The sequence below is a fragment of the Novosphingobium sp. genome (assembly GCF_965229225.1).
Lineage (GTDB): Bacteria > Pseudomonadota > Alphaproteobacteria > Sphingomonadales > Sphingomonadaceae > Novosphingobium.
In genome coordinates this window covers 2995466-3020377 of record NZ_OZ245867.1, presented here as the reverse complement: position 1 = coordinate 3020377, position 24912 = coordinate 2995466, and the positions used below count along the sequence as shown (strand labels likewise).

The following is a 24912-nucleotide window of genomic DNA, read 5'->3' as shown; positions in this document are numbered from 1 at the left end:
TTTTCGATGGCCGTGGCCAATTCCAATCGATTGCTTCAGGATACTTGTTCGATGTCCGTACTCACTTCCCCGACAACGCTCTGGACCCGCGAGCACCTGCGCGCGCTCAGCATCGAGCCTTGCCACCAGATCCCGCTCGTGGACGGCAAGCGCCTGAAGCACCCGCTGCCGGGCTTTGACCTGTGGGATCTCTGGCCGCTGCAGCTGGCGGACGGCACCACGGCGGTGGTGGAAGGCTGGACGCTGTGGTTCGTGCTCTCCGCCCCGGCGGGCGAGGACCCCGAGGCGCGGCATGACTTTGTGCGCATCCGGCTGATGGCGGCACGCGGGGGCGAATGGCGCGATCACGGCGATGCCCTGCCCGACGACCTCAATCCCGGCAGCCGCGAATGGGCGGGCTCTGCGCTGTATGATCCTGAAACCGGCGCGGTGACGCTCTACTGGACCGCATCGGGCCTGCGCGGGGAAGAGCCGCGCACGTTCATCCAGCGCATGTTCGAGACGACCGGCGCCCTGACCGGGGATGCCAGCGCCTTTGCCGTGGAGGACTGGAGCGAACCGCGCGAGATCGCGGGCGGGCCGATCCCGCACTATGTGCTGGTGACGGCGGCGGAAGGCGTGCCGGGCATGATCAAGGGCTTCCGCGATCCGGCGCATTTCCGCGATCCGGCGGATGGCGCGGACTATCTGCTGTTCACCGGATCGCTCAAAGGTTCGGCAAGCCCGTGGAACGGCTGCATCGGCCTGCTGCGGCGTGAGGGTGACAGCTGGGCGGTCCTGCCGCCGCTACTAAGCGCGGACGGGCTCAACAACGAGCAGGAACGGCCGCATATCGTCTTCCACGCTGGGCGCTACTACTTGTTCTGGTCCACGCAGCGGAAGGTCTTTGCGCCGGGCGAGCCCAATGGCCCCAACGGGCTTTACGGCATGGTGGCCGAGCACATGGAAGGGCCGTGGCTGCCGCTCAATGGGAGCGGGCTGGTCGCAGGAAATCCGCCGGAGGCACCAGTGCAGACTTACAGCTGGTGGGTGACGCAGGAACTCACCGTGCATGGCTTCGTCGATTATCCGAACTCGCTGAAGGGCAACGACCATGGCGATGCGGCTTGGCGCAGGGCGCATTTCGCCGGGGTGCCGGCGCCGGTATTTCGCCTTGTCCTTGACGGCGCGCGCGCGGAGATCGCGGCATGAGCGCGGCGCGCTATGGCCTGATCGAGGCGGGCGGCACCAAGTTCGTGCTGGGTGTGGCGGACGCGGAGCGCACAATTCTTGCGCGAGAACGCATACCGACGACCACGCCAGAGGAGACGCTCGGCGCGGCGGTGGAGTGGTTCGCGGCGCAGGGCGCGGACTATGCCGCGTTTGGCATCGCCTCGTTCGGGCCGCTCGATCTTGATCCCGCCTCGCCCAGCTATGGCTGCGTGCGCCCCACACCCAAGCCGCATTGGAGCGGAGCGAGCCTGATCGCGCCGTTCAAGGAGCGCTTCGGCGTGCCGGTGGCGATCGATACCGACGTCAACGGCGCTGCGCTTTCCGAAGCGCTTTGGGGCGCGGGCGAAGGCCACAGTTCGGTGCTGTACCTCACCATCGGCACCGGCATCGGCGGCGGCTTCTGCAGCGACGGGCACCTGCTGCGCGGGCTTTCGCACCCGGAAATGGGCCATATCCGCATGCCGCGCCATCCCGAGGATCTGGACTTTGCGGGCACCTGCCCGTTCCACGGCGATTGCCTCGAAGGCCTCGCCTGCGGGCCTGCGGTGATCGCGCGCTGGGGCAAGTCGCTTTCCGAGCTTCCGGAGGATCATCCCGGCAAGCGCATCATCGCCTGGTACATCGGCCGCGCGCTCGCGACATTCCAGACGGTGATGGAACCGGCGCGCATCGTGCTGGGCGGCGGGGTGACCGCGACGGACGGTCTGCTCGACCTGATCCGCGCCGAAGCACTGGCGGCGAACGGCGGCTATACCGTGGGAAAGATCGACGAACTGATCGTGGCGCCGGGGCTGGGCGACAACGCGGGCCTGCTGGGCGCGCTGGCGCTGGCTCTGGCGCTCAGGTAGATTCCCGGATCAGCAGGCGCGGCTGGAGGATGACCGAGTGGATCTCCTCCCCGGCGATGCGCTGGATCACGCTGCTGACGAGGTTTTCCGCGCCCTGTTCCAGATCCTGCGCGATCGTGGTGAGCGGGGGCATGGTGTGCTCGCCCAGCGGCAAACCGTCGTAGCCGATAACCTTCACGTCGCCGGGCACCGCAAGGCCCTGTTCGGCCAGCACGCGCATGGCGGTGACGGCGATGACGTCTGACGCCGCGACAACGCCGTCCGGCCGATTGGTCTTGATGCGGAAATACTTGCCGATCTCACTCTGCGCCGCATCGGCAACAAGGTGCGTGGGCACCACGCTGAACCGCGCACCGGAACGCTCCACGACCGAGCGGCACCCTTCGAGCCGCTGGCCGATCTCGATCGCGCGGGCATCGCCGAAGAACACGATATTGCGGCAGCCGCGCTCCAGCAGATGCTGCGCGGCGAGCGCGCCGCCGCGGAAGTTGTCCGAACCGACCGAGCAATGCGCCTGCCCTGCAATGTGCGAGCCCCACGCGACGAGCGGGCGGTAGAGTTCGGCGACGCGGTCGAGCACGGCGGACTGGTCTGACTGGCCGATCACGATGATCCCGTCCGACTGGCCTGAGCGGGCGAGCTTGAGCAGCCAGTCCTCGTCCGTCGGCACGACGCGCGAGAGGAGGAGGCTGTAGCCCCGGCCTGTCAGCTTGTCCGCCAGCAGGCCGAGCATGGTGATGAAGAACGGATCGGAGATGTTCTGCCGCACTTCATGACCGAGAGGGATGACCACGCCGATCGTGTTCGTCTTGCGCATGCGCAAATTGCGCGCGGTGGCATTGGGGGTGAAACCGTGCTGGCGCGCAAGGGCGACGATCATGTCGCGCGTGGCAGGGGTGACGAGGCTCGAACCCGAAAGCGCGCGCGAGACAGTGCCACTGGTGACACCGGCGATCTCGGCGAGTTCCTTGAGGGTTTTCGGGGCATTCATGGTTTCGAGGTGTCCTCAGGCAGAGGTGGGAACCACATCGAAGGCGATGTTGAGCCGTTCACCCGCCGCGAACGGATGGGTGCCATGCCACAGGATCGACGGGAAGACCACAAGCTGCCCCACGCGTGGTGGTATTACGGCATATGGGGGAAGGGCAATTCCCAGCTCCGACGGCGGTGCGCCGAGCTGCAAAGCACCCGCCGGAGCCGGGCCGGGATCATCCGGCAGTGCGACATAGAGCACGGCTGAAAGCCAGCCGACGGGATGGCTATGCGTGACGTTGAAGCCCCCTGCCCCGAGCCGCACGGACCAGCTGCCGGAAATCTGCAGGCCGCCGCGCGGCTTACCGAGGAGCGGATGGCGCGGATCGGGCGGTGGCAAAGTGCTTACGAAATCGCGCAGCGCTTCCATCAGCCGCGCGCGGACGGTGCCCAGCAGCGGTTCGTGGCGGAGGAGGATCGAGCGATCGGTCTGCGTGCCGTGGCGCACCGATTGTTCGGCATAGGGCAGCGAGGCCGTGTGCAGGCGGCGCAGCAGTGCGGCGAGTTCGGCAAGCTCGGTGGTGGAAAGGCCGGGATCGAGGATGCCGTGGAGCACCGGATCGCCGTCCAGCCACGCGGCGCGTGGATCGCCAAGCATGCGCCAAGCCGTCGAGAGATAGGGCCAGACCTGCCCGGCCAGACGCGTGGCGGTGAGCGGCAGGGCGAGGTCGCGCGCTGCTGCGGCATTGCCTGCGCGCAAGGCCGTGCGGATGCGGCACAGGACAAGGAATTCGTCATCCGCGCCGGTCAACGCGGCAAGGCGTGTTTGCGCTTCGGCGAGGTTGCCGCTTTCGCTGGCGAGGAAGGCACGGGCGACGGCCAGCGGGCGGGTTTCGCCGAGCTGCGCAGCGGCGGCATCGAGGATGCGGCGCGCGGCGGGCCAATCGCGCTGCTGCGCGCGCAAGGTGAACCAGCCGAGCCAGAGGCCCTGATGGCGCGGCTGGCTCCGCACCGCCTCGGCAAAGCCTGCGTCGTACGTCTCCGCATCGCCATGGCTGAAACGCAAGCTGGCGAGCACGCGCTGGCCATCGAGCCAATCGGGCCTTGCCGCCAGCGCGCGGACGAGCACGGCTTCCGCCTCGGCCAGCTGGCCTTCGGACGCCAGCGCGAGGGCGTGGTTGCGCAAGGCATCCGGGTTTTCGGGCCAGAGCCGCACGGCTTCGGCGAAGAGCGTGGCGGCCGGGTGGCCGAGTTCGTAGGCCGATTGCGCGCGCAGGAATGCGGTCAACGGATCGGTCGGAGCAAGGCGCGCGGCTTCGGCGATCGCGCGATCGGCTCCGGCCATATCCTGCACGGCGCGCGCGGCGCGGGCGCGTTCGCGCCAGACCTCGGCCTCGAGCAGCTCCGACACCTCCTCAGGCCGCAGCTGCGGTGCCGGTGAGGCCGGCGATATAGGCCTCATGGCTGGGCAGCTTGGCCGCCTCGGCCGCCATCGCTGCGCGCAGCTTGGCAAGGTAATCGCGCGCATCGATGCCGCGGTGCTCGATGAGGGGATCGAGACCTTCGGGATAGTGGTGCTGGCCGATATGGACCGCGAGCCATGAAGGCGGCGCAAAGAGGTCCATCTCGCGCGCGATCAGGCGGCCGTGGCGGCGGAAGTGATCCATTTTCAGCGCGAGCGTATCGGGCACGTCCATCGCGGAAACATAGCGCCAGAGTTCGTGATCCTGCCGCTGCGTCAGCTTGTAATGCAAGATCAGGAAATCGCGGATGCGGTCGGTTTCGGCGTGGGCGATGCGGTTGAATTCGGCGATCGTGGCGGGATCGAAATCGCGGTCCGGGAACAGGCCGATGAGCTTGGAGATATTGGCCTGAATGAGGTGAATGGAGGTCGATTCGAGCGGTTCGAGGAAGCCGCTGGAAAGCCCGACCGCGATGACGTTGCGGTTCCAGTGCTGCTTGCGGCGGCCGGTGCGGAAACGGACGAAGCGCGGATCGCCCAGCGCCTCACCATCCAGGCGCGAGGCGAGCAGCTGCGCGGCCTTGTCGTCCTCCAGAAACTGGCTGGAATAGACGTAGCCGTTGCCGATGCGGTGTTGCAGCGGAATGCGCCATTGCCAGCCGGCCTCGCGCGCAGTGGAGCGGGTGTAGGGCGTGGGCGGCCCGGCGCTGGCGCAAGGCATGGCGACCGCGCGGTCGCAAGGAAGCCAGTGGCTCCAGTCCTCGAACCCCGTTTGCAGCGCGCCTTCGATGAGCAGCGCGCGCAGGCCCGAGCAATCGATGAAGAGATCGGCCTCGAGCCTCTGCCCGCCTTCCAGAGTGACGCTTTCAACGAAGCCGGTTTCGCCGTTCAGCGTAACGTCGTCGATCTTGCCTTCGACGCGAGTGACGCCCCGCGCTTCGGCATGGCGGCGCAGGAAGGCCGCGTAGAGCGAGGCGTCGAAATGGTAGGCATAGTCGAAGGTGGAAAGCAGCGAGCGCTGATCGGGCACCGGGCGCGCCATGCGGCCGGCGCGCGCGATCTGCCAGGCCATCGAAAGGTCCTCGAGCGGGAAGGCACCGGGTTCCTTGCGCGTCTTCAGCCAGTACTGGTGCAGCGGCACCATATCGAAATTGCGCCCGTGCGGGCCGAAGGGGTGGAAATAGCGGGTGCCGACGGTGCCCCAATCGACGAACTCGATGCCGAGCTTGAAGGTGCCGCGCGTCTCGCGGATGAAATCGGCTTCACCGATGCCCAGCGTTTCGTTGAACAGGCGGATCGGCGGGATCGTCGCCTCGCCCACGCCGACGATGCCGATTGCGTCGGATTCGACGAGCGTGACCTTGCAATCGCGCTTGAGCATCGTGGCCAGCATCGCGGCCGACATCCAGCCGGCCGAGCCGCCACCGACGACGAGCACCGAACGGATCCGCCGATCGCCTTCGTTCACGGACTTTCTCCCACTCAACTTCTGCCGAGACTGCATTTATTCAAATCATCATTCGTTACCCCCGCGCAGGCGGGGGTCCAGGGCGCCAGATTTTGACCCGTCGCTTGCCCGGCTCTGGATTCCCGCCTGCGCGGGAATGACGAAAGCTGGGAACGCGCTGCGCCTTCATGGATGCAGGCATACGCAAAAAGGGGCGGGTGCGGAACCATCTGGCCGCGCCCACCCCCTTTCAGGTTGTTTGCCCCTTGCGGAGCCGCCCGGCTATCAGAAGCTGAAGCGGACCGAGGCGTTGACGTTGCGGCCCAGCACCGGCGCAATGCCGCCGACGAAGGTGCCGTTGCCCGGCTGATAGTCCGTTCCGGCCGGCCCGAGCGGGGTCAGCTTGTTGAACAGGTTGTAGGCATTGAGCCCCAGTTCGAGGTTCTTGACCGGGCGAACCTTGAGGTTCGCGCCGAACACGCTGCCGCCCGGCCACTGGTTGCCTGCACCATCGAGCGTGCTGGTCACGCCGGTGATGTTGGCACCCAGCGCGATCATGTCGCTGAAGTCATAGTTCGCCGCGAAGGTGTACGACAGATCGGGAATGTTGTTCGAGCGCGAGAACACCGAACCCGGCGCCGAAGGCTGCTTCTTCGACTTGTTGTACGTCATGTTGGCAAGGAGGCTGAAGCCGCCTGCGCTGAGCGTGCCGTAGAACTCCGCGCCGGTCGTCTTGTACTTGTCCGAGATGATGCAGGTGAACTGCGTCGGATTCCCGGTCACGATCGGGCAGATCGTCTGGCTGAGCTCGAAGGTCGTGATGTTGAAGTGGCTGTGATAGCCCGTCAGTTCGACCGTGTAGCGCGCGCCGCCGATGTTGCCGCGGTTCTTGAGGCCGATTTCGTACTGATAGACGTTGTTCGAAACCGCCGTGTTGCCCTTGGCGTTGAGCGTGCCGTCAGCGTTGAAGTAGCCGCTGAAGGTCAGGCGATCCGCGTTGGCGCGAACACCCTTCGAAGCGCGGACGAACAGGTTGAGGTTGTCCGCCGGCTTGAAGCTGGCGCCCACCGACCACGAGGTGGTTGCCTTGGTGTAGTTGATCGTCTCCCGCGCGCCATCGGGCAGGTAGTAGGGCAGGCTGACCGACTGCGAAGCGCCCGTGACCGGGTTCACCGCGTTGGTTGTGATGAAATGCGTCACCGCATCGCCCACTGCCGGGTTGGCATTGATGCCCGAACCGGTGCCCTTGTTGATATCGTGGCGGACCGATGCGTCGAGCTCGAACTTGCCCACATCGAAGATGAAGTCGGCATAGGGCGCGTTGTCGGTGAAGGTGTAATCGTAGGTGCGGGCGCAGCAGCCGCCCCAGTTGTTGTTGTAACCGGTAAAGCCATTGGCGCTGAGCAGGTTGCCGGCCGCATCGAGCAAGTCGATCGGCGAGGCCGCCGGGGTCAACGAGCCGTTGAACTGGTTCGGATGCCAATCCATCGCGACCTTCTGGTTCATGTAGAACCAGCCGGCGGTGAGGTTGGCCTTGATCCCGCCGAGATCGCCCTGCCAGTTGAGCTTGGCATCGTTGACGAAGCTGCCGACGTCGCGGATCCGCGTGTAGACCGATACGTTGTTGTTATAGAACGCTTCGGCGACGTCCTTGCCCTTGTTCGGGCCGGCCGAATAGACCGCGCGGGCGACCACGCCGCCGTTCTTGGTCGAACCGATCAGGCCCGAGAGCGGCGAGACGCTGAGGAAGTTCGACGAGAAACCGCCGCTCATGTTGGTGTAGCGTGCGTTGTTGTCGACGGTGATGCCGTTGTCGAACTTGTAGTGCAGCTGCGCCTGGAGCGACTGGGCATTGGTGGTGATGCCGTTCAGCGGGGTGCTCGCCAGACCGCGGCTGTCGAAATCGACATAGTTCACGACCGGGTTGAACGCCGAGAAGTTGGACGCGCGGCGCGGATCGAAGCCCGGGCAGGCCGAAAGGCCGGAGACCTTGCCGCCGCTGAGGTTGCCGCAAGCGATGCCGCCCTGCGTGTTGGGCTCCTGCGTGTCCTGCGCCTTGAAATAGAGGCGGAAGAAGCCGCGATTATCGTCGAACTCGCGGGTCACGTTGCCCTTGATCAGGTACGACTTGCTGAGCTGGTAGCCCGGGTGCCACGGACCGTCGCCGGCGCCGTAGTAGCCGCCGATGTTGAAATAGGTCTTGTCGTCGATGCCGCCCGAGTAGCGGAAGCTGGCGCGGGTGTAATCGTAGGTGAGATTGCGCTCGACCTGGACATAGCCGCCTTCGCTGCGATCGGTCTTGCTGATGTAGTTGATCACCGCGCCGGGGGCCTGGCTGGCGAGCGTGGCAGCGGTGCCGCCGCGGATCGCATCGACGCGGGCATCGATCGGGCTCGACTTGGTCCAGTAGTCGTTGTTGCCGAACTGGATATCGCCGAACAGCACGGTGGGCAGGCCATCTTCCTGCAGCTGCACGAAAGTGGCACCGCCGGTGGCAACGGGCAGGCCGCGAACGGCGAAGTTGCCGTTACCGCCCGGGCCCGAAACGTTGGGCTGGAGACCCGGCAGCAGGCGGAGCAGATCGCCTTCCGACATCGGGCGGAAGTTGGCGATGATCGCCGAATCGACCGAGGAGATCGAGACCGAGCTGTCGAGCTTGCTCTTGGTGCCGGTCGATGCGGTGACGACGATTTCGCTGAGGGTATCGCCTGCGGCGGTATCGGCCGTGGCGGCATCGGCAGGTGCGGCGGCTTGCGCGAGAACCGGCGTCGAAAGACCGGCCATGGCCAGCGCGATGACCGATGCACACGATTGAATTGCGGTGAGCTTCACAGATATCCCTCCCGATTGCGAGCACTTTTGTGCGTACGACAGCAGCGAATCGAAGCCTCGAAGCGCCTGCATGCCGGCTCTCTGGCAAAAGGGCGGGCCGAGCGCAAGCAAGAATTCAAGCGATTGAATCGGGTATGGCTCGAGAGTGGAGAAACTGTGGCTTCTGTGCATCGCGCTGCGGTTCGTGGCTTCGCGCTGGCATGGAGGCGTCTTGCAGGCACTGCTGGACCAATGCCCCTCTTGACGTTTACGTAAAGTGGAAGGATGGAGGGATCAAGAGAACGCCTTCGTCCGCGATGGCGAGTCTCACCGCGTCAGGGCCGCAAAAAGGCCATGAACTCAAACGGAGAGCCCCATGCATCTTGATTTCAGCCCCGAGGATCTGGCCTTCCAGCAGGAAGTCCGCGCCTTCATTGCCGAAAACTATCCGGTCGAACTGCGCGGGAAGCAGGACGAAGGCGACGAGCTTTCGAAGGAAGATTTCCTCTCCTGGCACAAGGTGCTGGCGAAGAAGGGCTGGGTCGCCCCGGCATGGCCTGTCGAATACGGCGGCACCGGCTGGAGCGCGACGCAGCGCTACATCTGGTCGGAAGAAACCGCGCGTGCGGACTGCATCCGCCTGATGCCCTTCGGCCTCTCGATGGTCGGCCCGGTGATCTACACTTTCGGTACGCCTGAACAGAAGGCCAAGTACCTCCCCCGCATCCTTTCGGGCGAGGATTGGTGGTGCCAGGGCTATTCGGAGCCGGGTTCGGGTTCCGATCTTGCCTCGTTGCGCACCAAGGCAGTGCGGGACGGCGATCACTACATTGTGAACGGCCAGAAGACCTGGACGACCATGGCGCAGCATGCCGACTGGGGCTTCTTCCTCGTCCGCACCGATCCCGATGCCAAGCAGCAGGAAGGCATCAGCTTCCTCCTCATCGACATGAAGACGCCTGGCATCACCGTGCGCCCGATCATCACGCTGGGCGGCGAGCACGAAGTCAACGAAGTGTGGCTCGAAGACGTGCGCGTGCCGGTCGAGAACCGCGTCTATGAAGAGAACAAGGGCTGGACTTGCGCCAAGTTCCTGCTGGCGCACGAGCGCACCGGGATCGCCGGCGTGGCCGCTTCGAAGCGCGGCGTCGAGAAGGTCAAGTCCATCGCGCGCGCCGAGATGGACGGCGACAAGCCGCTGATCGCCAACGCTTTCTTCAAGCGCAAGATCGCCGAGCTGGAAATGGACCTCACCGCGCTCGAATTCACCGAGTTGCGCAGCCTTGCGGGTGAAAGCGCCGGCAAGGGCCCGGGGCCGGAATCGAGCCTGCTCAAGATCAAGGGTTCGGAAATCCAGCAGCGCCTGACCGAACTGACGCTGGAAGCGGTGGGTCATTATGGCGCGCCCTACTTCCGCGGCTTTGGAGAGGGTGACAACGAGCACCCGATCGGGCCGGACTACGCGCACCGCGCTGCGCCGACCTATTTCAACACCCGCAAGACGACGATCTACGGCGGTTCAAACGAGATCCAGCGCAATATCATCGCAAAGATGGTGCTGGGGCTCTGAGTGAAAATGGAGGCCGCCGCGCGGAAGGTACGACGCGGCGGCCCTGACTGGGAATTGAGGACAATGGATTTCAGCTACACCGAAACGCAGGACATGCTGCGTGACACGCTCGCGCGCTTTCTGGCCGACACTTATGATTTCGAGACGCGCAAGAAGATGCTGCTGCGCCCCGAAGGCCGCGATCCGGGCGTGTGGAAGGCGCTGGCGACCGAGCTCGGCATTCTGGGCGCGCCCTTTGCCGAAGAGCACGGCGGCCTTGGTGGCGGCGCGCTCGAAAACATGATCATGATGGAAGAGCTGGGCAAGGTCATCGCGATCGAACCCTACCTGCAGACCGTGGTGATCGGCGGCGGTGCGCTGAAGCGCGCGCCTGCGGCCATGGCCGATGCGGTGATCCCCGAGATCATCGCGGGCAATGCCGTGATCGCCTTCGCTTATGCCGAACCGCAGGGCCGCTATGATCTGGCGAACATCCGCACCACCGCGAAGGCGGACGGCGCGGGCTATGTGCTTTCGGGCCACAAGGCGGTGGTCTATGCCGCGCCGTGGGCGACGCACCTCCTCGTCACCGCGCGCACCGGCGGGAGCCAGCGTGAGCGTGAGGGCGTCGAGCTGTTCCTGATCGACGCCACCCTCCCCGGCATCGTGCGGCGGGACTACCCGACCGTCGACGGCTTCCAGGCGAGCGAGATCTACTTCGAGAACGTCGCCATCCCCGGCGATGCGCATATTCCCGGCGGCATCAGCCTGATCGAACTGCTGGCCGACGAGGCCACGGTCGCGATCTGCGGCGAGGCCTGCGGGGTGAGCCGCAAACTGCACGAGGGCACGCTCGATTACATCAAGCAGCGCAAGCAGTTCGGCCAGCCGATCGGCAAGTTCCAGGTGCTGCAGCACCGCATGGCGGACATGTTCGTCGAAGTGGAACAGATCGCATCGATGGCGCTGATGGGCACGCTGAAGCTCGATCTGGCGGCAGACGAGCGCAAGGCGGCGGTGAGCCTCGCCAAGGCGAAGGTCGCGCGCTCGATCAACTTCGTGGGCCAGAACGCGATCCAGACGCACGGCGGCATCGGCATCACCGTCGAGCTCGCCATCGGCCACTACTTCAAGCGCGCCACGATGATCGAGAACCAGTTCGGCTCGGCGGACTTCCACCTTGGCCGGTTCGAGGATCTGACGCTGGCGGCTTGATTTAGCCGCTGGCCAAAAGCCCCTCCCCCGCTCGGGGAGGGGTTGGGGAGGGGGTTCCGCTGCTTCCGGCAGACGCCGAGTACCCCCACCCGGCCTCCCCCGAGCGGGGGAGGAGCCTGCCGCTTACCGTGCTAGCGTAGCGCTTACACCATCCCGGCCAGCCGTTCGCGGATGATCGCGTTCGCCTGCGCCATGATCCGGTCGACCAGTTCCTTGCACGTCGGGATATCGTGGATGAGCCCCGCGACCATGCCGCAGCTCCACGCGCCCGCTTCCATATCGCCTTCCATCATGATGCGCGGGTAGACGCCCGCGACTTCCTCGATGATGTCCTCGAACTTGATGTCAGCGCCGAGGCGGCGTTCCTTTTCGAGCAGGCGTTCGACCGCCGCGTTGGTCAGCACACGTTCGGTGTTGCGCAGCGGGCGCATGACGAGGCGGGTGTCGAGCTCGGACGCGGCGAGCAGCGCCTGCTTCACCTTTTCATGCACCGGCGCTTCCTTGGTCGCGATGAAGCGCGTGCCCATGTTGATGCCTTCCGCGCCCAGCGCCAGCGCGGCGACGAGGCTGCGGCCATCGGCCATGCCGCCCGAAGCGACAAAGGGAATGGTGAGTTCCTCGGCCGCGCGGGGGAGCAGGATGAAGTTCGGGATATCGTCCTCGCCCGGGTGGCCGCCGCATTCGAAGCCATCGACCGAGATCGCATCGCAGCCCACGTTCTGCGCCTTCACGCTGTGGCGCACCGAAGTGCATTTGTGGATCACCTTGATCCCGGCTTCCTTGAAATAGGGGAGGAACGGCGCGGGGTTGTTGCCCGCCGTCTCGACGATCTTCACCCCGCCTTCGATGATCGCGCGGATATAGCCCGGATAATCGGGCGCGTTGACCGTGGGCAGGAAGGTCAGGTTCACGCCGAAGGGCTTGTCGGTCATGTCCTTGCAGCGCGCGATTTCATTGGCGAGATCGGCGGCGGACTTCTGCGTGAGGCCGGTGATGATGCCGAGCCCGCCCGCGTTGGACACGGCAGCGGCCATTTCAGCAAAGCCGACATAGTGCATGCCGCCCTGGATGATCGGGTGCTCGATTCCGAACAGTTCGGTGATGCGGGTCTTCATGGCTGGCTCTCTCCCGATGGATGATCTTACGGCTGGGCCGTCGTTAACATGTTACCCAGTTTCAGGCCCACTGCCATGTCTGGGAGGGGCAGGCGCGAAAGGTCGAGCCCGACAGTCTGGCCCGCCTGCTGGGCCAGGAAGCTGATCGGGAAGTGATTGACGCTGCGCTGCACTTCTACCCCCGAATACCCGGCGGTTGTCAGCACCTTGGTTATGGTTTCGGGATTGTAGAGTTCGGGATGCTGCAGGCAGAACGGCGGGAATGTGCGGCCCATCACCGTGCGCAGCAGCGACTTCTCGTTGTGCGTGACGATGAAAATGCGCCCCCCCGGCTTCAGCTTGGTGCGGATCTGGCGCAGGATCGCGAGCGGCTCGGTAATGTGATCGAGCACGTGGATCATCACGGCCAGGCTGATCGTGCCATCCGGCACGTCGCTGAAATCGTCCATCGCCGCACTGATCGTGTGCGAGAGGGTTCCGGCCGAGCGGGACAGGACATCATGCACCGCGCGGTTCGGCTCGAACAGCCAGGCATGGCCAAACTTGCCCGAAGCCGCCGCCGGCGTGACGATATGCCCGACATCCGGCCCGATCTCCATGTAACCGCCCGGAACGACGCTGTCTGCCACTGCCGACCAGTAGCCGCGCTGGGTTGCGGCGATCGCGGCGGAAGGCACAATGTCCATGTTGGGCGCGAGATTGGCGTAGAGCTCGCTCAGTTGCGCGCCGGTGAAATAGCGCGGACAATAGAGCAGGCCGCAGTTCTGGCACCGGGCATAGGTGAAGAACATGCGCTCCTTGCGCAGCCCCTCCCAGAAGGGCACGAGGCCTTCGAGGCCCACGTCTTCCCCGGCCGGCTTGCTCTGCATTTCGGGAATGGCCTGCGTGCTTGCGCAGCATGGGCAGGACCGCTCAAGAAAGGCTGCCATCGGTCATCAAGTCCCCGTATCAGAAGGTGTATCAGCACGAAATGTCACGGCCTGGTGCCAGAAATAGCTGCCCGCCAGCGTCATCAGCGAGAAGCTGAACTGCGCTGGGATCGGATGCAGGCCGAAGCCTTGCACCAGAAGCGGCAATGCAATCAGATTGGCCCCGAAAACCGCGTACGAATATGAGGCAAAGTAAGCAAATTCGCGAAGGATATTGTTGCGGGTGCGAAAGACGCCGATCTTGTAGGTGCTGAAGGCAAAGACCACGCAGACGACCTGCGAGAGCAGCAGCGCGACCATGTAGTTGTGCGCAAACCAGGGCGAAAACCACAGGAGCGCCGGAAAGAACGAGAGCCCGAACGCGGTGTTCGCCGCGCCAGCGAGCAGATAGCGCACCGGGCGCTCGCCCCGGCGCAATCGCGTGCGAACGCGTTCGATGAGGCGCACGGCTTACTCTTCCAGCAGCGGAATGCGCATGTTCTCGCGCAGGACCTCACGCGGGAGGAACGGCGAGAGGTCTTCGAGCGGCGGCGAGGTCATCCGCCCATCGGGATGGACCTTGGCCCCCAGCTTGGGCGCGAAGGCGGCATTCTCGTCGATCATGATTTCGCAGATCGTCGCGCCGGGTGCCTCGATCGCTTCACGCAGCGCGCCGAGGTTTTCATGCCCGTCGACCCGCCAGTAGCCATAGCCGAAGGCGGCTGCGAGTTTGGAGAAATCAGGGAAAGTCACGTTGCTCTTGGGCCCGCCGCCCACTTCAACGCCGTTGAAGTAGTTGCGGTGGGTCTGGAAGATCGAGACATAGCCGTTGTTGTTGAGCAGGATGATCTTCACCGGCATGCCGTAGCCGATGATGGTCTGCAGTTCCTGCAGGTTCATCATGATGCTGCCATCACCCGCCACGCAGATCACCCGGCGCGGATCGCCCTGCCCCGCGCTGGCAAGGCCAACGCAGGCTCCGATCGCGGCGGGCAGATCATAGCCCATCGTTGCGCAGCCGGAATTGGTCCACAGCCGCAGACCTTCCTTGATCTGCGCGGTCTGGAACCCGACCACGCAGGCGCTGCCATTGCCGCACACGACGACATCTTCGCCGTCCAGCACCTGGAACAGCGCATCGAGCGCGACATAGGGATTGCACACGGCGTTCTGGTTGTACTCGGGGAGCACCACCGGGAAATTGCGCCGCCGCTCAACCGCCCAAGCGAGCCATTCGCGCTGCTCGTCCGTGGCCCCCTCCGGCGCGGCGGCAAGCAGCGCCGGGATGAAGTCCTTGAGATTGGCGACGACCGGCATGTCCGGCTTCACATTGGGCTTCTGCAGTTCGAGCGGATCGATATCGACCCAGACCTTGTAGGCCTCGCGCGCAAAGCTGCCCCAGTTGTAGCTGACCTGCCGGATGTTGAGCCTGCTGCCGAGCACGAGCAGGAAATCGGCGCTCTGGTTGACCATGTTGCCGCCGCGATCGCCCACCGTGCCAGGGCGGCCGCAATAGAGCGGATGATCATCCCAGATCACATCGTGCGCATTCCAGCCGGTGACGACCGGGACGCCCAGCTTTTCGACCAGCTCGATGAATTGGGCGTGCGCGCCGCTGAGCCGCACGCCGCCGCCAGCGAAGACGACAGGGCGCTTGGCGGTCTTGAGCCTGGCGATGACGGCCTCTGCCGCCGCCGCAAGGTCGGTCTTCGTCCAGGGCTCGTCGAGCTCAGCCGGATCGAAGCCGGGATCCAGCGTATCGGGATCGATCCGCGCTGCCTGCACATCGAGCGGAATGTCGAGCCAGGTCGGCCCCGGACGGCCCGAGCGCGCGAGGTAGATCGCCTTTTCGAGGTGGTAGCGGATCGTCTGCGGATCGGTGACCATCTCGGCATACTTGGTGATCGTCTGCACGATCGGCGCGATATCGAGTTCCTGATCGCCATACTGGCGCAGCGGCAGGCCGGTGTGGCGCACCGTGGTCTCATTCTTGACCTGCCCGGAGATGACGAGGACGCCGACCGAATCCACGAAGGCACCGTAGATGCCGGTGATGGCATTGGTGCCGCCGGGCCCCGAGGTGACATTGACCACTGGCAGGCGCCCGGTCAGCCGCCCATAGGCTTCCGCCGCAATCGCGAGTGCCTGCTCATGATGGCAGAACGTGGTGCGCAGCCCCTCGTGCGTGCCGATCGAGTGGTTGAGGTGCATCGCCCCGCCGCCGGTGAGCATGAACACATCGCCGATGCCATGCGCCACCAGTTGCTGCGCCACCCAGTCTGAAAGCTTGACCTTGCTCATCGCATCCATCCATTCGAGGCCGCAGTGCGGCGAATAGCTTCATCCAGATCGACCGTGGAGACCACGCCGAGTTCGCTCCGGATCTTGTGGGTTGCCGGCACATAGCGCCCCGGGTTCCAGCCGGCATCCGGCTTGCCGAGGATCTCGAACTTGCCGCTGCCCAGCAGGGTCGCCGCGCGTTCGGCAAGTTCGCCGATCGAAACCGCCTGCTCCGAGCCGAGATTGTAGGTCGCGCCGGCCGGAGCCCGCAGCAGCACGGCCCACATCCACGCGGTCAGATCAGCGAGATATAGATAGGAGCGCACCGCGCGCCCGTCGCTGTTCACGGTTACCGTGCGCCCGGCCATGGCATCGTGGATGAAATTGCCCGCAGCGAAGTGGATATCGAGCGCCAGCATTGGCCCCAGCAGCGCGAAGATGCGGGTGGTGACGATGTCGAGCCCGAACTGGCGGCGATAGATCGCGCAAAGCATTTCCGCCGCGCGCTTGCCCTCGCCGTAGCTGGAGCGGTGGGTCATGAGATCGGGCGCGCCGCGATAGTCCTCGTCCACATGCGTGACGTCCCACGGCTGCGCGCCGTAGACCGCGCCCGAGGACATGAACAGCACGCGCCCTGCCCCGGCTGCGCGCGCGAAATCGAGCGTATTGCGCGTGCCTGCCACGATCGTATCGAACATGCGCAGCGGATCGTTCTCGTTGAGATCGGCGCTGGCATCGGTCGCGCCGTGGATCACGTGGGTATAGTGCTGTCCGTCCGGCTGCAGGGTCAGGACATCGCCCGCCACCAGCCGCAGCGCGGGCCACGCCGCCAGCGTCGGAGCTTTTGCTGCGAAGGCGGCCGGATCGCGGGTAAGCACCGCCACGTCGAGGCCAAGGCCATGCGCCTGATCGGCAAGCCGCAGCACCTCCAGCATCCAGCGCCCGATCAGCCCCGTGCCGCCGGTGATGAACAGGCGCGCACCCTTGAGCGCGGACCAGTCTGCCGCGAGGCGTTCGACCACGCCCGCAAGGTCTTCCGCAAGGATGGGATGCATGCTCATGCCAGCGCCTCCCGGGGCGGGCCGAACGAGAGCTGTGGCCGATGCTGGCGGTAGGCCAGCGTCGCCTCGCGGATCGTTTCCAGCGAGAGCAGCATGAGCACCAGCAGCAGGCCGATAGGATGGGTGAACTGACCAACCGCGATGCCGAACTGCGCCGAGACGGCCTTGCCGCTGAGCCATGCCGTGGCGTGGACCACCGGCAAGGTGGATATCTGCCAATCCACGTTGAGCGCATTGAGATAGATGATCGTGATCGAGGCGATCCGCGCAAAGCCGCGCCAGGGCTCCATGAACACGAGGAACATCAGGAACATTTCGGTGTAGCCGCCGGGGGAGCGGTTGGTCAGCGAAATGAGCAGCGCGATGCAGGCAAGCCGCGTGAGCGGCACCGCGCGCGGCTGCAGCCATGCAAGGAACAGGGCCACGACCCCGGTCAACTGCGCGACCGCCATCGCCGTCTTCAGCACGAAGCGGAACTGTTCGTAGGTGTCCGAACGGAAATAGCGCAGGATCGGGAACGCGCCCCGGTCGATCACGCCGAACAGGCCGTTGAAGCTGGTCGAATAGTAGATCTCGCCGACGACATCGCCGCCGGTGAACGTGATCCAGTTGAGGGTGTTGTCGAGCAGCTCGGCGATGCTGCCGCCGCCCACAAAGGCCCAGGTCGCAAGGTAGATGAGCACCGTGGCGACCGCGGCGAGTTCCAGCTGCCGCCATTCGCGGCGGATGCCCCAGCCAATGGTGGCCACCAGCATATAGGGCTTGAAGTTGATCATCAGACCCGCCGCAATCGCCCGCACCGGGCGCGAGGCGGCGAAGAAGCCGAAGGCGATGACCATGGCGATATAGCACATGATCAGCAGCTGCCCCCGCTCCAGCGCGTAGAGCGAGCGATAGCCGAAGGCGAGCGCGAGGGTGCGCATGACCGCCGTGCGCGGATCGTTGCGGCGCAGGGCCAGGTACGACACCGCAATCGCCGCGACATAGGAGACAAGGATCGTGGTGATGGAAAGCCAATCGCAATCCCGCGCCGCGAACGACGAGGTCACATAGCACGACGAGATCGTGAACATGCGCAGGACGAAGAACGACAGCGGCGGATAGATCGAGCGCCAGACCGAATAGGCGCCCCAATGGTTGGCCCAATAGGCAGTGTTGAACCAATCCATGAAGGTATCCTGCGGATCCCAGATGAAGGGCTGCGGCAGATAGCCGGTTTCAAGGAACGCGTGGACCAGCGAGACGAACGAGGCGAGGACAAGCAGCAGCAGCACGAGTTCGGGCAGCGTGGCGCGCAAGGCCAGCCGCAGATTCTCGCGCCGGTTCCGGCTGGGGTCCGCTCCCGTGCCGTCAGGCATCTTCGGCCACGACGAACGGCTGGCGCACCGGCCGGGTGCGGCTGGCCGGGAAGTTCAGCCGCTCCTGCTCGATCACCAGCGGCACGCGCCGCGTCCGTTCGGCGATGATGCGAACCTGCTCGCCCAGCAATCCGGTAAACAGGAATCCGAAGCCGAACAGGCCGAACTGGCTGGCAAGAATGACCCACGGCCATGCCGCGGCGCCCGTGAAGGCTGCCGCCACTGCAGCCGCCGCGAGCACGAGCCCCAGCGCCATGAAGCCGAACGACCACACGATGGGCCGGCGCAGCAGCGCCTTCGATGAGCCGGCAAGACCCGAGACGGCAAAATCGAGCAGGGCGAAGACATCGTTCTTGGTCTGGCCGCCGCGCCGCTCCGGCCGGTCATAGGGGACAAGACCGATCGAGAAGCCGCTTTCGACGAGCATGCCCCGGAAGAACGGTTCCGGCTCGTGCCAGCGCGCCAGGGTATCAACCACGCGCCGGTCATAGAGGCCGAACCCGGTGGCACCGGGGATCACGGCATAGTCCGCGTTGCGCGCGAGGAAGCCGTAGCCGGCCTTGCGCGCGGTGGTGAGCAAGGCGCCCGCCTTTTCCTCACTACGGCGGACACCGAGCACAATCATGCGGCCATCGCGCCACTGGCGGATGAATTCGCCCAGCAACTGCGGCGGGTCCTGGAAATCGGCACACATGCCGATCACGGCCGCGCCTTCGGCCTGATAGATCGCGTGGGTGGGCGAACGCATCTGACCGAAATTGCGAGTGTTGAAGATCGCCCGCACCCTGGTGTCGGCAGCGCAGATCGCGCGGATCAGCTCGCGAGTCCGGTCGGTCGAGCCATTGTCGATGAAGAGGATTTCCCACGAGCGCGCGTGCTGCGTGAGTTCGGCACTGACCTCGTCATAGATGCCCTGAACATTCTCCTCCTCGTTGAGGCAGGGAATCACGACAGAGATTTCGATATCGCTCATTGTCCGGGCGCCTGTATCATTCTGCCTGCGGACCGGCCTCATGGCCGGCGCGGCGTGGTCCGGCTCCCGGATCGAACAGGCCGGTCGCCGGCGCATAGACTTCGACGAACACCACCAGCGCGGCCAGCAACGCGAGGAGGGCGACCGCAGTCGTGTTGAAATAGCGGTCCGCATCGACATGCGGCGCATCGATCACCGAAAGCTGGGCCCGGTCCTGCGAGACGATTTCCTGCACCGCAATCTCTTCCGCCGCGCGCGAATAAACGTCCGAGACACCCTGCGCGAAGACGTAGTTGCGATAGAGCCGTGCATAGGCGAGCGTGACCGCCGTGATCGCGCCGACGTTGGGGCTGGGCTGCCCTTCGCTCGCCGTCGCGGCGCGGGCAATCTGCGACTGAAGCGAGGCGACTTGCCCGGCGACAACCTTGAGGCGGGGATTTTCCGGCCCGGAAATGGCGCGCAGCGTGGCCAGTTCGACCTGCTTGGCCTGCAACTGGCCTTCAAGGCCGGCCCGCACGGTCAACTGCTCGCCAAGCTGGGCGCCGGGATCGGCGATGCGGTTGGCCTTGCGGAAGGCTTCGAGCTGAGCCTGCGCCTGAATCAGGCGTTCCTGCGAGCTGCCGAGCCGGTCTTCGACGATGCGGCGCTTGCGGGAGACCTGGACTCGCACGTAGCTGCCCATCCGCTCGCTCATCGCATCGACATAGGTCTTGGTCACGGCCAGCGCCCAATCCTGATCGTAGGCCCGCGTCTCGAATTCGATGATGCCGCCCAGCAGCGAGTGGACATCGACCCGCTTGCCCAGCGCCACCAGCGCGGTCCGCTCGTCGGCATAGGGCCGGCCCGGACCCACAAGATTGAGGCGCGCGATCACCTCACGGCCGACGGCGTCGCTCTTCGCCAGTTGCAGCGTCACCTCGGTCGCGCTGCGATCACCGAACAGCGAGGCGAGATTCTGCAACTGCGATCCGGCACCGGACATGCTGAACAGCGAAGCCGCGTTATTGTCGCCCGGCACGACCTTGGCGCGCGCCATGTACGGGCGCGGAAACAGGCACAGCACCGCCAGAACGGCGCCCAGCACGAGGTAGATGATCAGCCGCACACGACGTTCGCGCAGCCGGCCGATCCGTTGCAGCGTGGTCACTTGGTCACCGCCACGATCGACGCGGTGGCGAGTGCGCCCTGGAAGCCGAAGTTGAGCAGATCCTTGAAGCGCGCCCAGAAAGCGCCGCGCTGCGAATCGATCGGCACGAACACGAGATCGCCGGGGAGCGCGGTGGCGGAGAGCGTGCTGCGTCCGCTCAACAAGGTGCCGTTGGCGCGCACGACGAACACGTGCTTGCGATCGGCGAGCCGGTTGAACCCGCCGGCGAGCTTCAGATAGTCACCCACCTTGGCACCGGGCTTGAACCGGAAATCGGCCGAGCTGTTGACCATGCCGTAGACACCGACCGCGAGCGAGCGCGTGGGAATCACCAGATTGTCGTTATTCTCGACGAGGAAGCCTGCAGGCAGGCTCTGATCGCCGGGCGCAACCGGCAGCACGAGGCGGCCTTCGATCCGGCGTCCGTTGAGCTGGCTCACCAGTGCATCGACGGCCGAGAGCCGGGCGGTCAGGTCCTTGTCCTGATTTTCATAGCGAACCAGCGGTTCCGCCGTGAGCGTGACCTTCAGCTCATCGACCGCCTTGCCGAAATTGTAGGTCTGCTGGCGGCGCAGGCTATCGCGCACGAACACCGCGCCGAAGGGATAGGCCTGCGCGGTCAGCCCGCCCGCCTTGGCAATGACTTCTTCCAGCGTGGTGCCAGGCTGCACGAAATAGCGCCCGGGGTTCTGCACTTCGCCGCCGATCGTGACGAGCGAGGGCAGGCGCTGCGACGGCTGCGCAATGCCGACGGCCGATAGCACGCGCAGCACGAGGCCGCGCCGCGCAGGCGTGGTCGCGGCAATCTCCGGCGTCAATTCCTGCCAGCCCTGATCGCTCATCGGATCAAGCACATGCAGGCGGCGAATATCGGCCACGGTGTTGACCCCGCCGGCATAGACCAGCACGTCCTTCAACGTGTCCCCGGCCCGGGCTTCGTAAATCGCTTCGTTGTTCACGCTGCCGATCGTGGCCACTTGCGCACCGGCGGGCGCGATGAAGATCACATCGCCATTCTGCAGCACGACATCGGCGGATTTGTCGCCCTTCAGCAGGAAATCATAAAGATCGAAATCGGATATAAGTTTCCCGCCGCGCCGCACCTGAATTGACCGGAAGCTGCCGCCCGCTGCCGGTCCGCCAGCCGCAAGCACGGCGTTGACCACGGTCGAAAGGCTGCTGACGGTGTAGGAGCCGGGGACAGCGGCAAAGCCGGTGACATAGACGGTAATGCCGTTGAGCCGGGTCACCCCGACCGACGCAGAAAATTCCTTGTACTGCCGCGAAACGGCGCGGCCGATCACCGTCTGGAGATCACGATAGGCAACACCGGCCACCTGAATCGCGCCGACTTCGGGAACGAAGATCCGCCCCTCGGTATCCACCTTCAACCGCAAGTTGGTGGCCTGCACGTTGCCGGTCAGGCCAAGGCGGATCTCGTCGCCCGGATTGATGCGGTAATCCGCCGGCACGGAAACAACCGGCGGGGCTGTGAAATCACGCGAATCCGGCGTGAGCAGATCGGCGCCGAAGCGGCGGACCGGCTTGCCCACGATCTCGGACACGAAAGCTTCGAATTCGCCCGGCGGACCCGGCTGCTGGCGGCGCGTACGCGCAGGCTGATCGGCAGCGGAGCGAGGCTCGGCATTGGCCTGGCCCTCGGCCGGGACGACGAGCTGCGTCGGGCGATATTCGGGAATGGAGGAGGACTGCACGCTCGGCGAAGGCTGCATGCCCCGGTTGGTGGCGTTCTGGGATGCAGCAGACTGCGAACCGCCGGCGGAAACCTGCCCGCTGTACGTCGAAGAGACTTGACCGGGATCGACGACCTGGGCCTGGCCGGGCACGGCCGCAAGACCGCAGCACAGCGCGAGCAGCGCCGCCATGGCGCAGGTTCCAAGCTTGGTGATTTTCAACGGCTGACCCATCAATACCTGTGCACCACTGCGCCTGATCCCGCACATGTCGGGCCATCACAGCATGGGCCGAAATGGCCCGGCACAAAACCCCTTAGCACGCGGCAATAAGCCTGCCGACTTGGAATATCCCCAAGAGAAGCGGCCGCCCTCATCGCATTCGGGGACCAAGGCGAACCACCCCCGGACGGCCCCCGCACGGCCCTTGCCGCCGGGGGCCCGATCGGATCAGCGCGCGACCGCGAGCTGGACGCGCGAGGCCTAGCGTTCTTCCATCATGCGGATACGGGCAAGGTCTTCGCCAGCGATTTGGCTGTAGTACTCGTGCTTGTTGCGCAGCCAGGTCAGCTCGAACTCGACCGCAGTCGCAATGCCGTGCGTGATCGAATCGCTCACCGCAGCGGCACCGTCGAACACGACCTTGCGCGTCTCGAACCGGTCGAGCCGCACACTCTGGAAGCGCGCGAGGTTCGGCACGGCTTCCGCCGCCACCGATCCGCCCACCACGAGCCCGAGATCGTTTTCGGCGCAGACGTTGGCGACATCGAGCACCGCCTTGGTCACCGAAGGATCATTGATCGCGCCGCGCGGCATCCCGCGTGAAAGCGTGAAATCGACCCGGCCGAACACGATGCCATCAATGCCGCCCTGCTTGGCGACCGGGACCATCGCGGCCAGGTTTTCGAGTGTCGTCTGCGTTTCGAGGTTGAACAGGAATTCGGTTTCCTGCTCGTTCTTGCCATAGACCTTGTTCTTGGCATCGACGAACTTGGACAGTGCGTAGGGCGTCTCCACCATCGGCGCGATGATGTAGTTTGCACCATAGTTTCGCGATTGCAGCAGATCGGAAACAGCCTCGCAGCCGCCGATCTTGATCGCCACCTTCAAATCCGCCCGATGCGCGATCTCCAGCAGCCGAAGAAGTTCATCCGCGCGCGTGCCTTCAGCCTCAAACTCCGCCTTAACAGCGACGAAGCCGCTGTAGTCACGGCCGCGCTTCAGCAAGTCCAGCATATGGCGTTCAGCAAGGTTCACGCAATATCTCCATTTTGGATGTAATGTCTGGAAAACTAGTGTTACACAAAAAATGCGTTAATCTGATAGGTCAGGTCTCGTCACTTCACAAGCCGCAAGATACTCTCTCCGGCACACTCTATAGACATTGCGCCATAAAACTTAACATCAGATTAATCATTAACCCCAGCTTAAGCGTGGGTTGTTACGTAGTGTTAACGGCCGGATCCACCGCCCGTTCCCAAGGCCGAGAGTGATGGTGTGCAAACCCCTGCTGGTGTTCGATCTCGATGGCACGCTGGTCGACAGCAATGCTGCCTGCGTCGCCATTCTGCGCGCAATGCTGCAAGCGCGAAGCAGCGCGCACATGATCGATGAACGCAGCGCAAGACGCTACATGAGCCGCGGCGGGCGGGAGATGGTCCGGGCTCTGCTGGGGGACGCGTGTATCGATCCCGACGAGGACCTGCGCGAATTCCGCGCGCGCTATGCCGATCACACAACCTCGCGCGAAACGCTGTTTCCGGGAGTGGAAAGCGGGTTGCAACAGCTGGCGGAGGCGGGCTTCGCGATGGCCATCTGCTCGAACAAGCCGCAGACGCTGTGCGAGAAGGTTCTCCACGATACCGGCCTGGCGGTGCATTTCGGCACGGTCGTCGGCGGCAGAGCCGATCTGCGCCCCAAGCCGGAAACCGATTTGCTCGATTGTGTGCTTTCCGCGCACCAGTTGGCGCGGGGCGAAGGCGTGTTCATCGGCGACAGTGAGATCGACCACGCGGTGGCCTCTGCCGCCGGCATGCCGTTCCATTTTCTCACCTGGGGCTATGCCGAGGCCGGATGGTCACCGCCCGAAGGCACGGTCCACCACAGCTTCGAAACGCTGGTCAGCGCGCTCAGCGAATAGCAGGTGCAGGCAAGGCATCGGCCATGCCATCGGACGTCCATGACCAGCGCGGCGCGACTTCCGCTGCAGGTTCCATCGCGGGCCATGCCAGATCCGGCGCCATGGCGGCGGAAACCTGCATCGCCGCCCGCATGGGATCGATGGCCACCCCGCCCTTGCGCACCTCGTAGTGCAGGTGCGGTCCGGTCGAACGTCCCGTCGAGCCGACCTCGCCGATCATGTCGCCCGTGCCGACCGGTTCGCCCGCAGCCACCAGCACGCGTTCGAGATGACCGTAGCGCGAGCGCAATCCTGCTCCGTGATCAATCACAACAAGATTGCCATAGCCCCCTGCCCAGCCCGCGAACACCACCCGCCCGGCCCGGACTGCGCGCACGGCGGCACCCGCATGGGCCGGGATATCGACTCCGGCATGAAACCGGGTGCCGCCCTCCACCGGATCACCACGCCAGCCGAACCGCGATGACAGGGGCAGAGCGCCGGGCGAGAGCGAGATCGAGCGATAGGCGCTGGGCGGCGGCGAAGGTAGCGGCGATGGCACCTCTGGCGCATCCGGTGCGGTGGGCCGAAGCAGACCTTGCGGGCGCGCTTCCTCGCCCGTGGGCAGCATGGCCACCGCGCTGCCATCGGCCGCGCGGACCACTGGCGCTGCGGCCATCCCGAGCAGCAAAAGGGGCAGAAAGGCGGCACGAGGCGACATGCTTCAGCATCTGGACCAGC

Annotated in this window: 20 protein-coding genes; 5 read left to right on the top strand and 15 right to left on the bottom strand. The window is 65.1% G+C overall.

The genetic code is table 11. From position 1 onward, the window contains the following. Nucleotides 1-51 precede the first annotated feature (51 nt). Nucleotides 52-1191, top strand: coding sequence for a glycoside hydrolase family 68 protein (locus tag ACO06X_RS13990; protein ID WP_421836854.1), 1140 nt, complete (start codon nt 52-54; stop codon nt 1189-1191). After that, nucleotides 1188-2060 (top strand): ROK family protein, encoded by an 873-nt coding sequence (locus ACO06X_RS13985; protein ID WP_421836853.1) that lies wholly within the window; start codon nt 1188-1190, stop codon nt 2058-2060. The genes ACO06X_RS13990 and ACO06X_RS13985 overlap by 4 nt, the downstream gene beginning before the upstream one ends. Here ACO06X_RS13985 and ACO06X_RS13980 read toward each other — a convergent pair. The 4 genes from ACO06X_RS13980 to ACO06X_RS13965 form a co-directional block, all read right to left on the bottom strand. Further along, complete coding sequence (locus tag ACO06X_RS13980; protein WP_421836852.1) at nt 2053-3051, bottom strand: LacI family DNA-binding transcriptional regulator; 999 nt, start codon at nt 3049-3051, stop codon at nt 2053-2055. The two genes, ACO06X_RS13985 and ACO06X_RS13980, sit on opposite strands and share 8 nt — an antisense overlap. 15 nt (nt 3052-3066) lie before the next feature. Further along, nucleotides 3067-4443, bottom strand: a complete 1377-nt coding sequence (locus tag ACO06X_RS13975; protein ID WP_421836851.1) for a putative 2OG-Fe(II) oxygenase — start codon at nt 4441-4443, stop codon at nt 3067-3069. Nucleotides 4444-4447: 4 nt separating this feature from the next. Then, entirely contained in the window at nt 4448-5899 is a 1452-nt protein-coding gene (locus ACO06X_RS13970) for a tryptophan halogenase family protein (protein ID WP_421839913.1), read from the bottom strand. A gap of 327 nt (nt 5900-6226) precedes the next feature. Continuing rightward, nucleotides 6227-8773, bottom strand: coding sequence for a TonB-dependent receptor domain-containing protein (locus ACO06X_RS13965; RefSeq protein WP_421836850.1), 2547 nt, complete (start codon nt 8771-8773; stop codon nt 6227-6229). A 355-nt stretch (nt 8774-9128) separates the two neighbouring features. Here ACO06X_RS13965 and ACO06X_RS13960 point away from each other — a divergent pair, with 355 nt between their 5' ends. Further along, nucleotides 9129-10322, top strand: coding sequence for an acyl-CoA dehydrogenase family protein (locus ACO06X_RS13960; RefSeq protein ID WP_421836849.1), 1194 nt, complete (start codon nt 9129-9131; stop codon nt 10320-10322). A 63-nt stretch (nt 10323-10385) separates the two neighbouring features. Beyond that, nucleotides 10386-11516, top strand: coding sequence for an acyl-CoA dehydrogenase family protein (locus ACO06X_RS13955; RefSeq protein WP_421836848.1), 1131 nt, complete (start codon nt 10386-10388; stop codon nt 11514-11516). 143 nt (nt 11517-11659) lie between these two features. Here ACO06X_RS13955 and ACO06X_RS13950 read toward each other — a convergent pair whose 3' ends face one another. The 10 genes from ACO06X_RS13950 to ACO06X_RS13905 all read right to left on the bottom strand — a co-directional run bounded on the left by ACO06X_RS13950 (nt 11660) and on the right by ACO06X_RS13905 (nt 23309). Further along, nucleotides 11660-12631, bottom strand: coding sequence for an NAD(P)H-dependent flavin oxidoreductase (locus ACO06X_RS13950; RefSeq protein ID WP_421836847.1), 972 nt, complete (start codon nt 12629-12631; stop codon nt 11660-11662). Between the two features lie 26 nt (nt 12632-12657). After that, nucleotides 12658-13500: a class I SAM-dependent methyltransferase gene (locus tag ACO06X_RS13945; RefSeq protein WP_421836846.1), complete on the bottom strand. Its 843-nt coding sequence runs from the start codon at nt 13498-13500 to the stop codon at nt 12658-12660. Nucleotides 13501-13566: 66 nt separating this feature from the next. Continuing rightward, the gene (locus ACO06X_RS13940; protein ID WP_421836845.1) at nt 13567-13956 is read right to left on the bottom strand and encodes a GtrA family protein; all 390 of its coding nucleotides are present in this window, start codon (nt 13954-13956) and stop codon (nt 13567-13569) included. 54 nt (nt 13957-14010) lie between these two features. Continuing rightward, nucleotides 14011-15840 (bottom strand): thiamine pyrophosphate-binding protein, encoded by a 1830-nt coding sequence (locus tag ACO06X_RS13935; protein WP_421836844.1) that lies wholly within the window; start codon nt 15838-15840, stop codon nt 14011-14013. Then, nucleotides 15837-16880: an NAD-dependent epimerase/dehydratase family protein gene (locus ACO06X_RS13930; RefSeq protein ID WP_421836843.1), complete on the bottom strand. Its 1044-nt coding sequence runs from the start codon at nt 16878-16880 to the stop codon at nt 15837-15839. Before ACO06X_RS13930 ends, ACO06X_RS13935 begins: the two co-directional genes overlap by 4 nt. After that, on the bottom strand, nt 16877-18238 hold the full coding sequence (locus ACO06X_RS13925; RefSeq protein ID WP_421836842.1) for a hypothetical protein: 1362 nt from the start codon (nt 18236-18238) through the stop codon (nt 16877-16879). Before ACO06X_RS13925 ends, ACO06X_RS13930 begins: the two co-directional genes overlap by 4 nt. Next, nucleotides 18231-19211 carry a glycosyltransferase family 2 protein gene (locus tag ACO06X_RS13920; RefSeq protein ID WP_421836841.1) on the bottom strand — a complete coding sequence of 327 codons (981 nt, stop codon included), beginning with the start codon at nt 19209-19211 and terminating at the stop codon, nt 18231-18233. Before ACO06X_RS13920 ends, ACO06X_RS13925 begins: the two co-directional genes overlap by 8 nt. A gap of 16 nt (nt 19212-19227) precedes the next feature. Next, entirely contained in the window at nt 19228-20358 is a 1131-nt protein-coding gene (locus tag ACO06X_RS13915) for a capsule biosynthesis protein (RefSeq protein ID WP_421836840.1), read from the bottom strand. Continuing rightward, entirely contained in the window at nt 20355-22244 is a 1890-nt protein-coding gene (locus ACO06X_RS13910) for an SLBB domain-containing protein (RefSeq protein ID WP_421836839.1), read from the bottom strand. Before ACO06X_RS13910 ends, ACO06X_RS13915 begins: the two co-directional genes overlap by 4 nt. Before the next feature lie 291 nt (nt 22245-22535). Continuing rightward, nucleotides 22536-23309 carry an aldolase/citrate lyase family protein gene (locus ACO06X_RS13905; RefSeq protein ID WP_421836838.1) on the bottom strand — a complete coding sequence of 258 codons (774 nt, stop codon included), beginning with the start codon at nt 23307-23309 and terminating at the stop codon, nt 22536-22538. Nucleotides 23310-23544: 235 nt separating this feature from the next. Between ACO06X_RS13905 and ACO06X_RS13900 the strand changes: the two genes are divergently transcribed. Further along, complete coding sequence (locus tag ACO06X_RS13900) at nt 23545-24192, top strand: HAD family hydrolase (RefSeq protein WP_421836837.1); 648 nt, start codon at nt 23545-23547, stop codon at nt 24190-24192. Here the strand turns inward: ACO06X_RS13900 and ACO06X_RS13895 are convergent. Next, nucleotides 24182-24892 (bottom strand): M23 family metallopeptidase, encoded by a 711-nt coding sequence (locus ACO06X_RS13895; RefSeq protein ID WP_421836836.1) that lies wholly within the window; start codon nt 24890-24892, stop codon nt 24182-24184. The genes ACO06X_RS13900 and ACO06X_RS13895 overlap by 11 nt on opposite strands. Nucleotides 24893-24912: the final 20 nt, after the last annotated feature.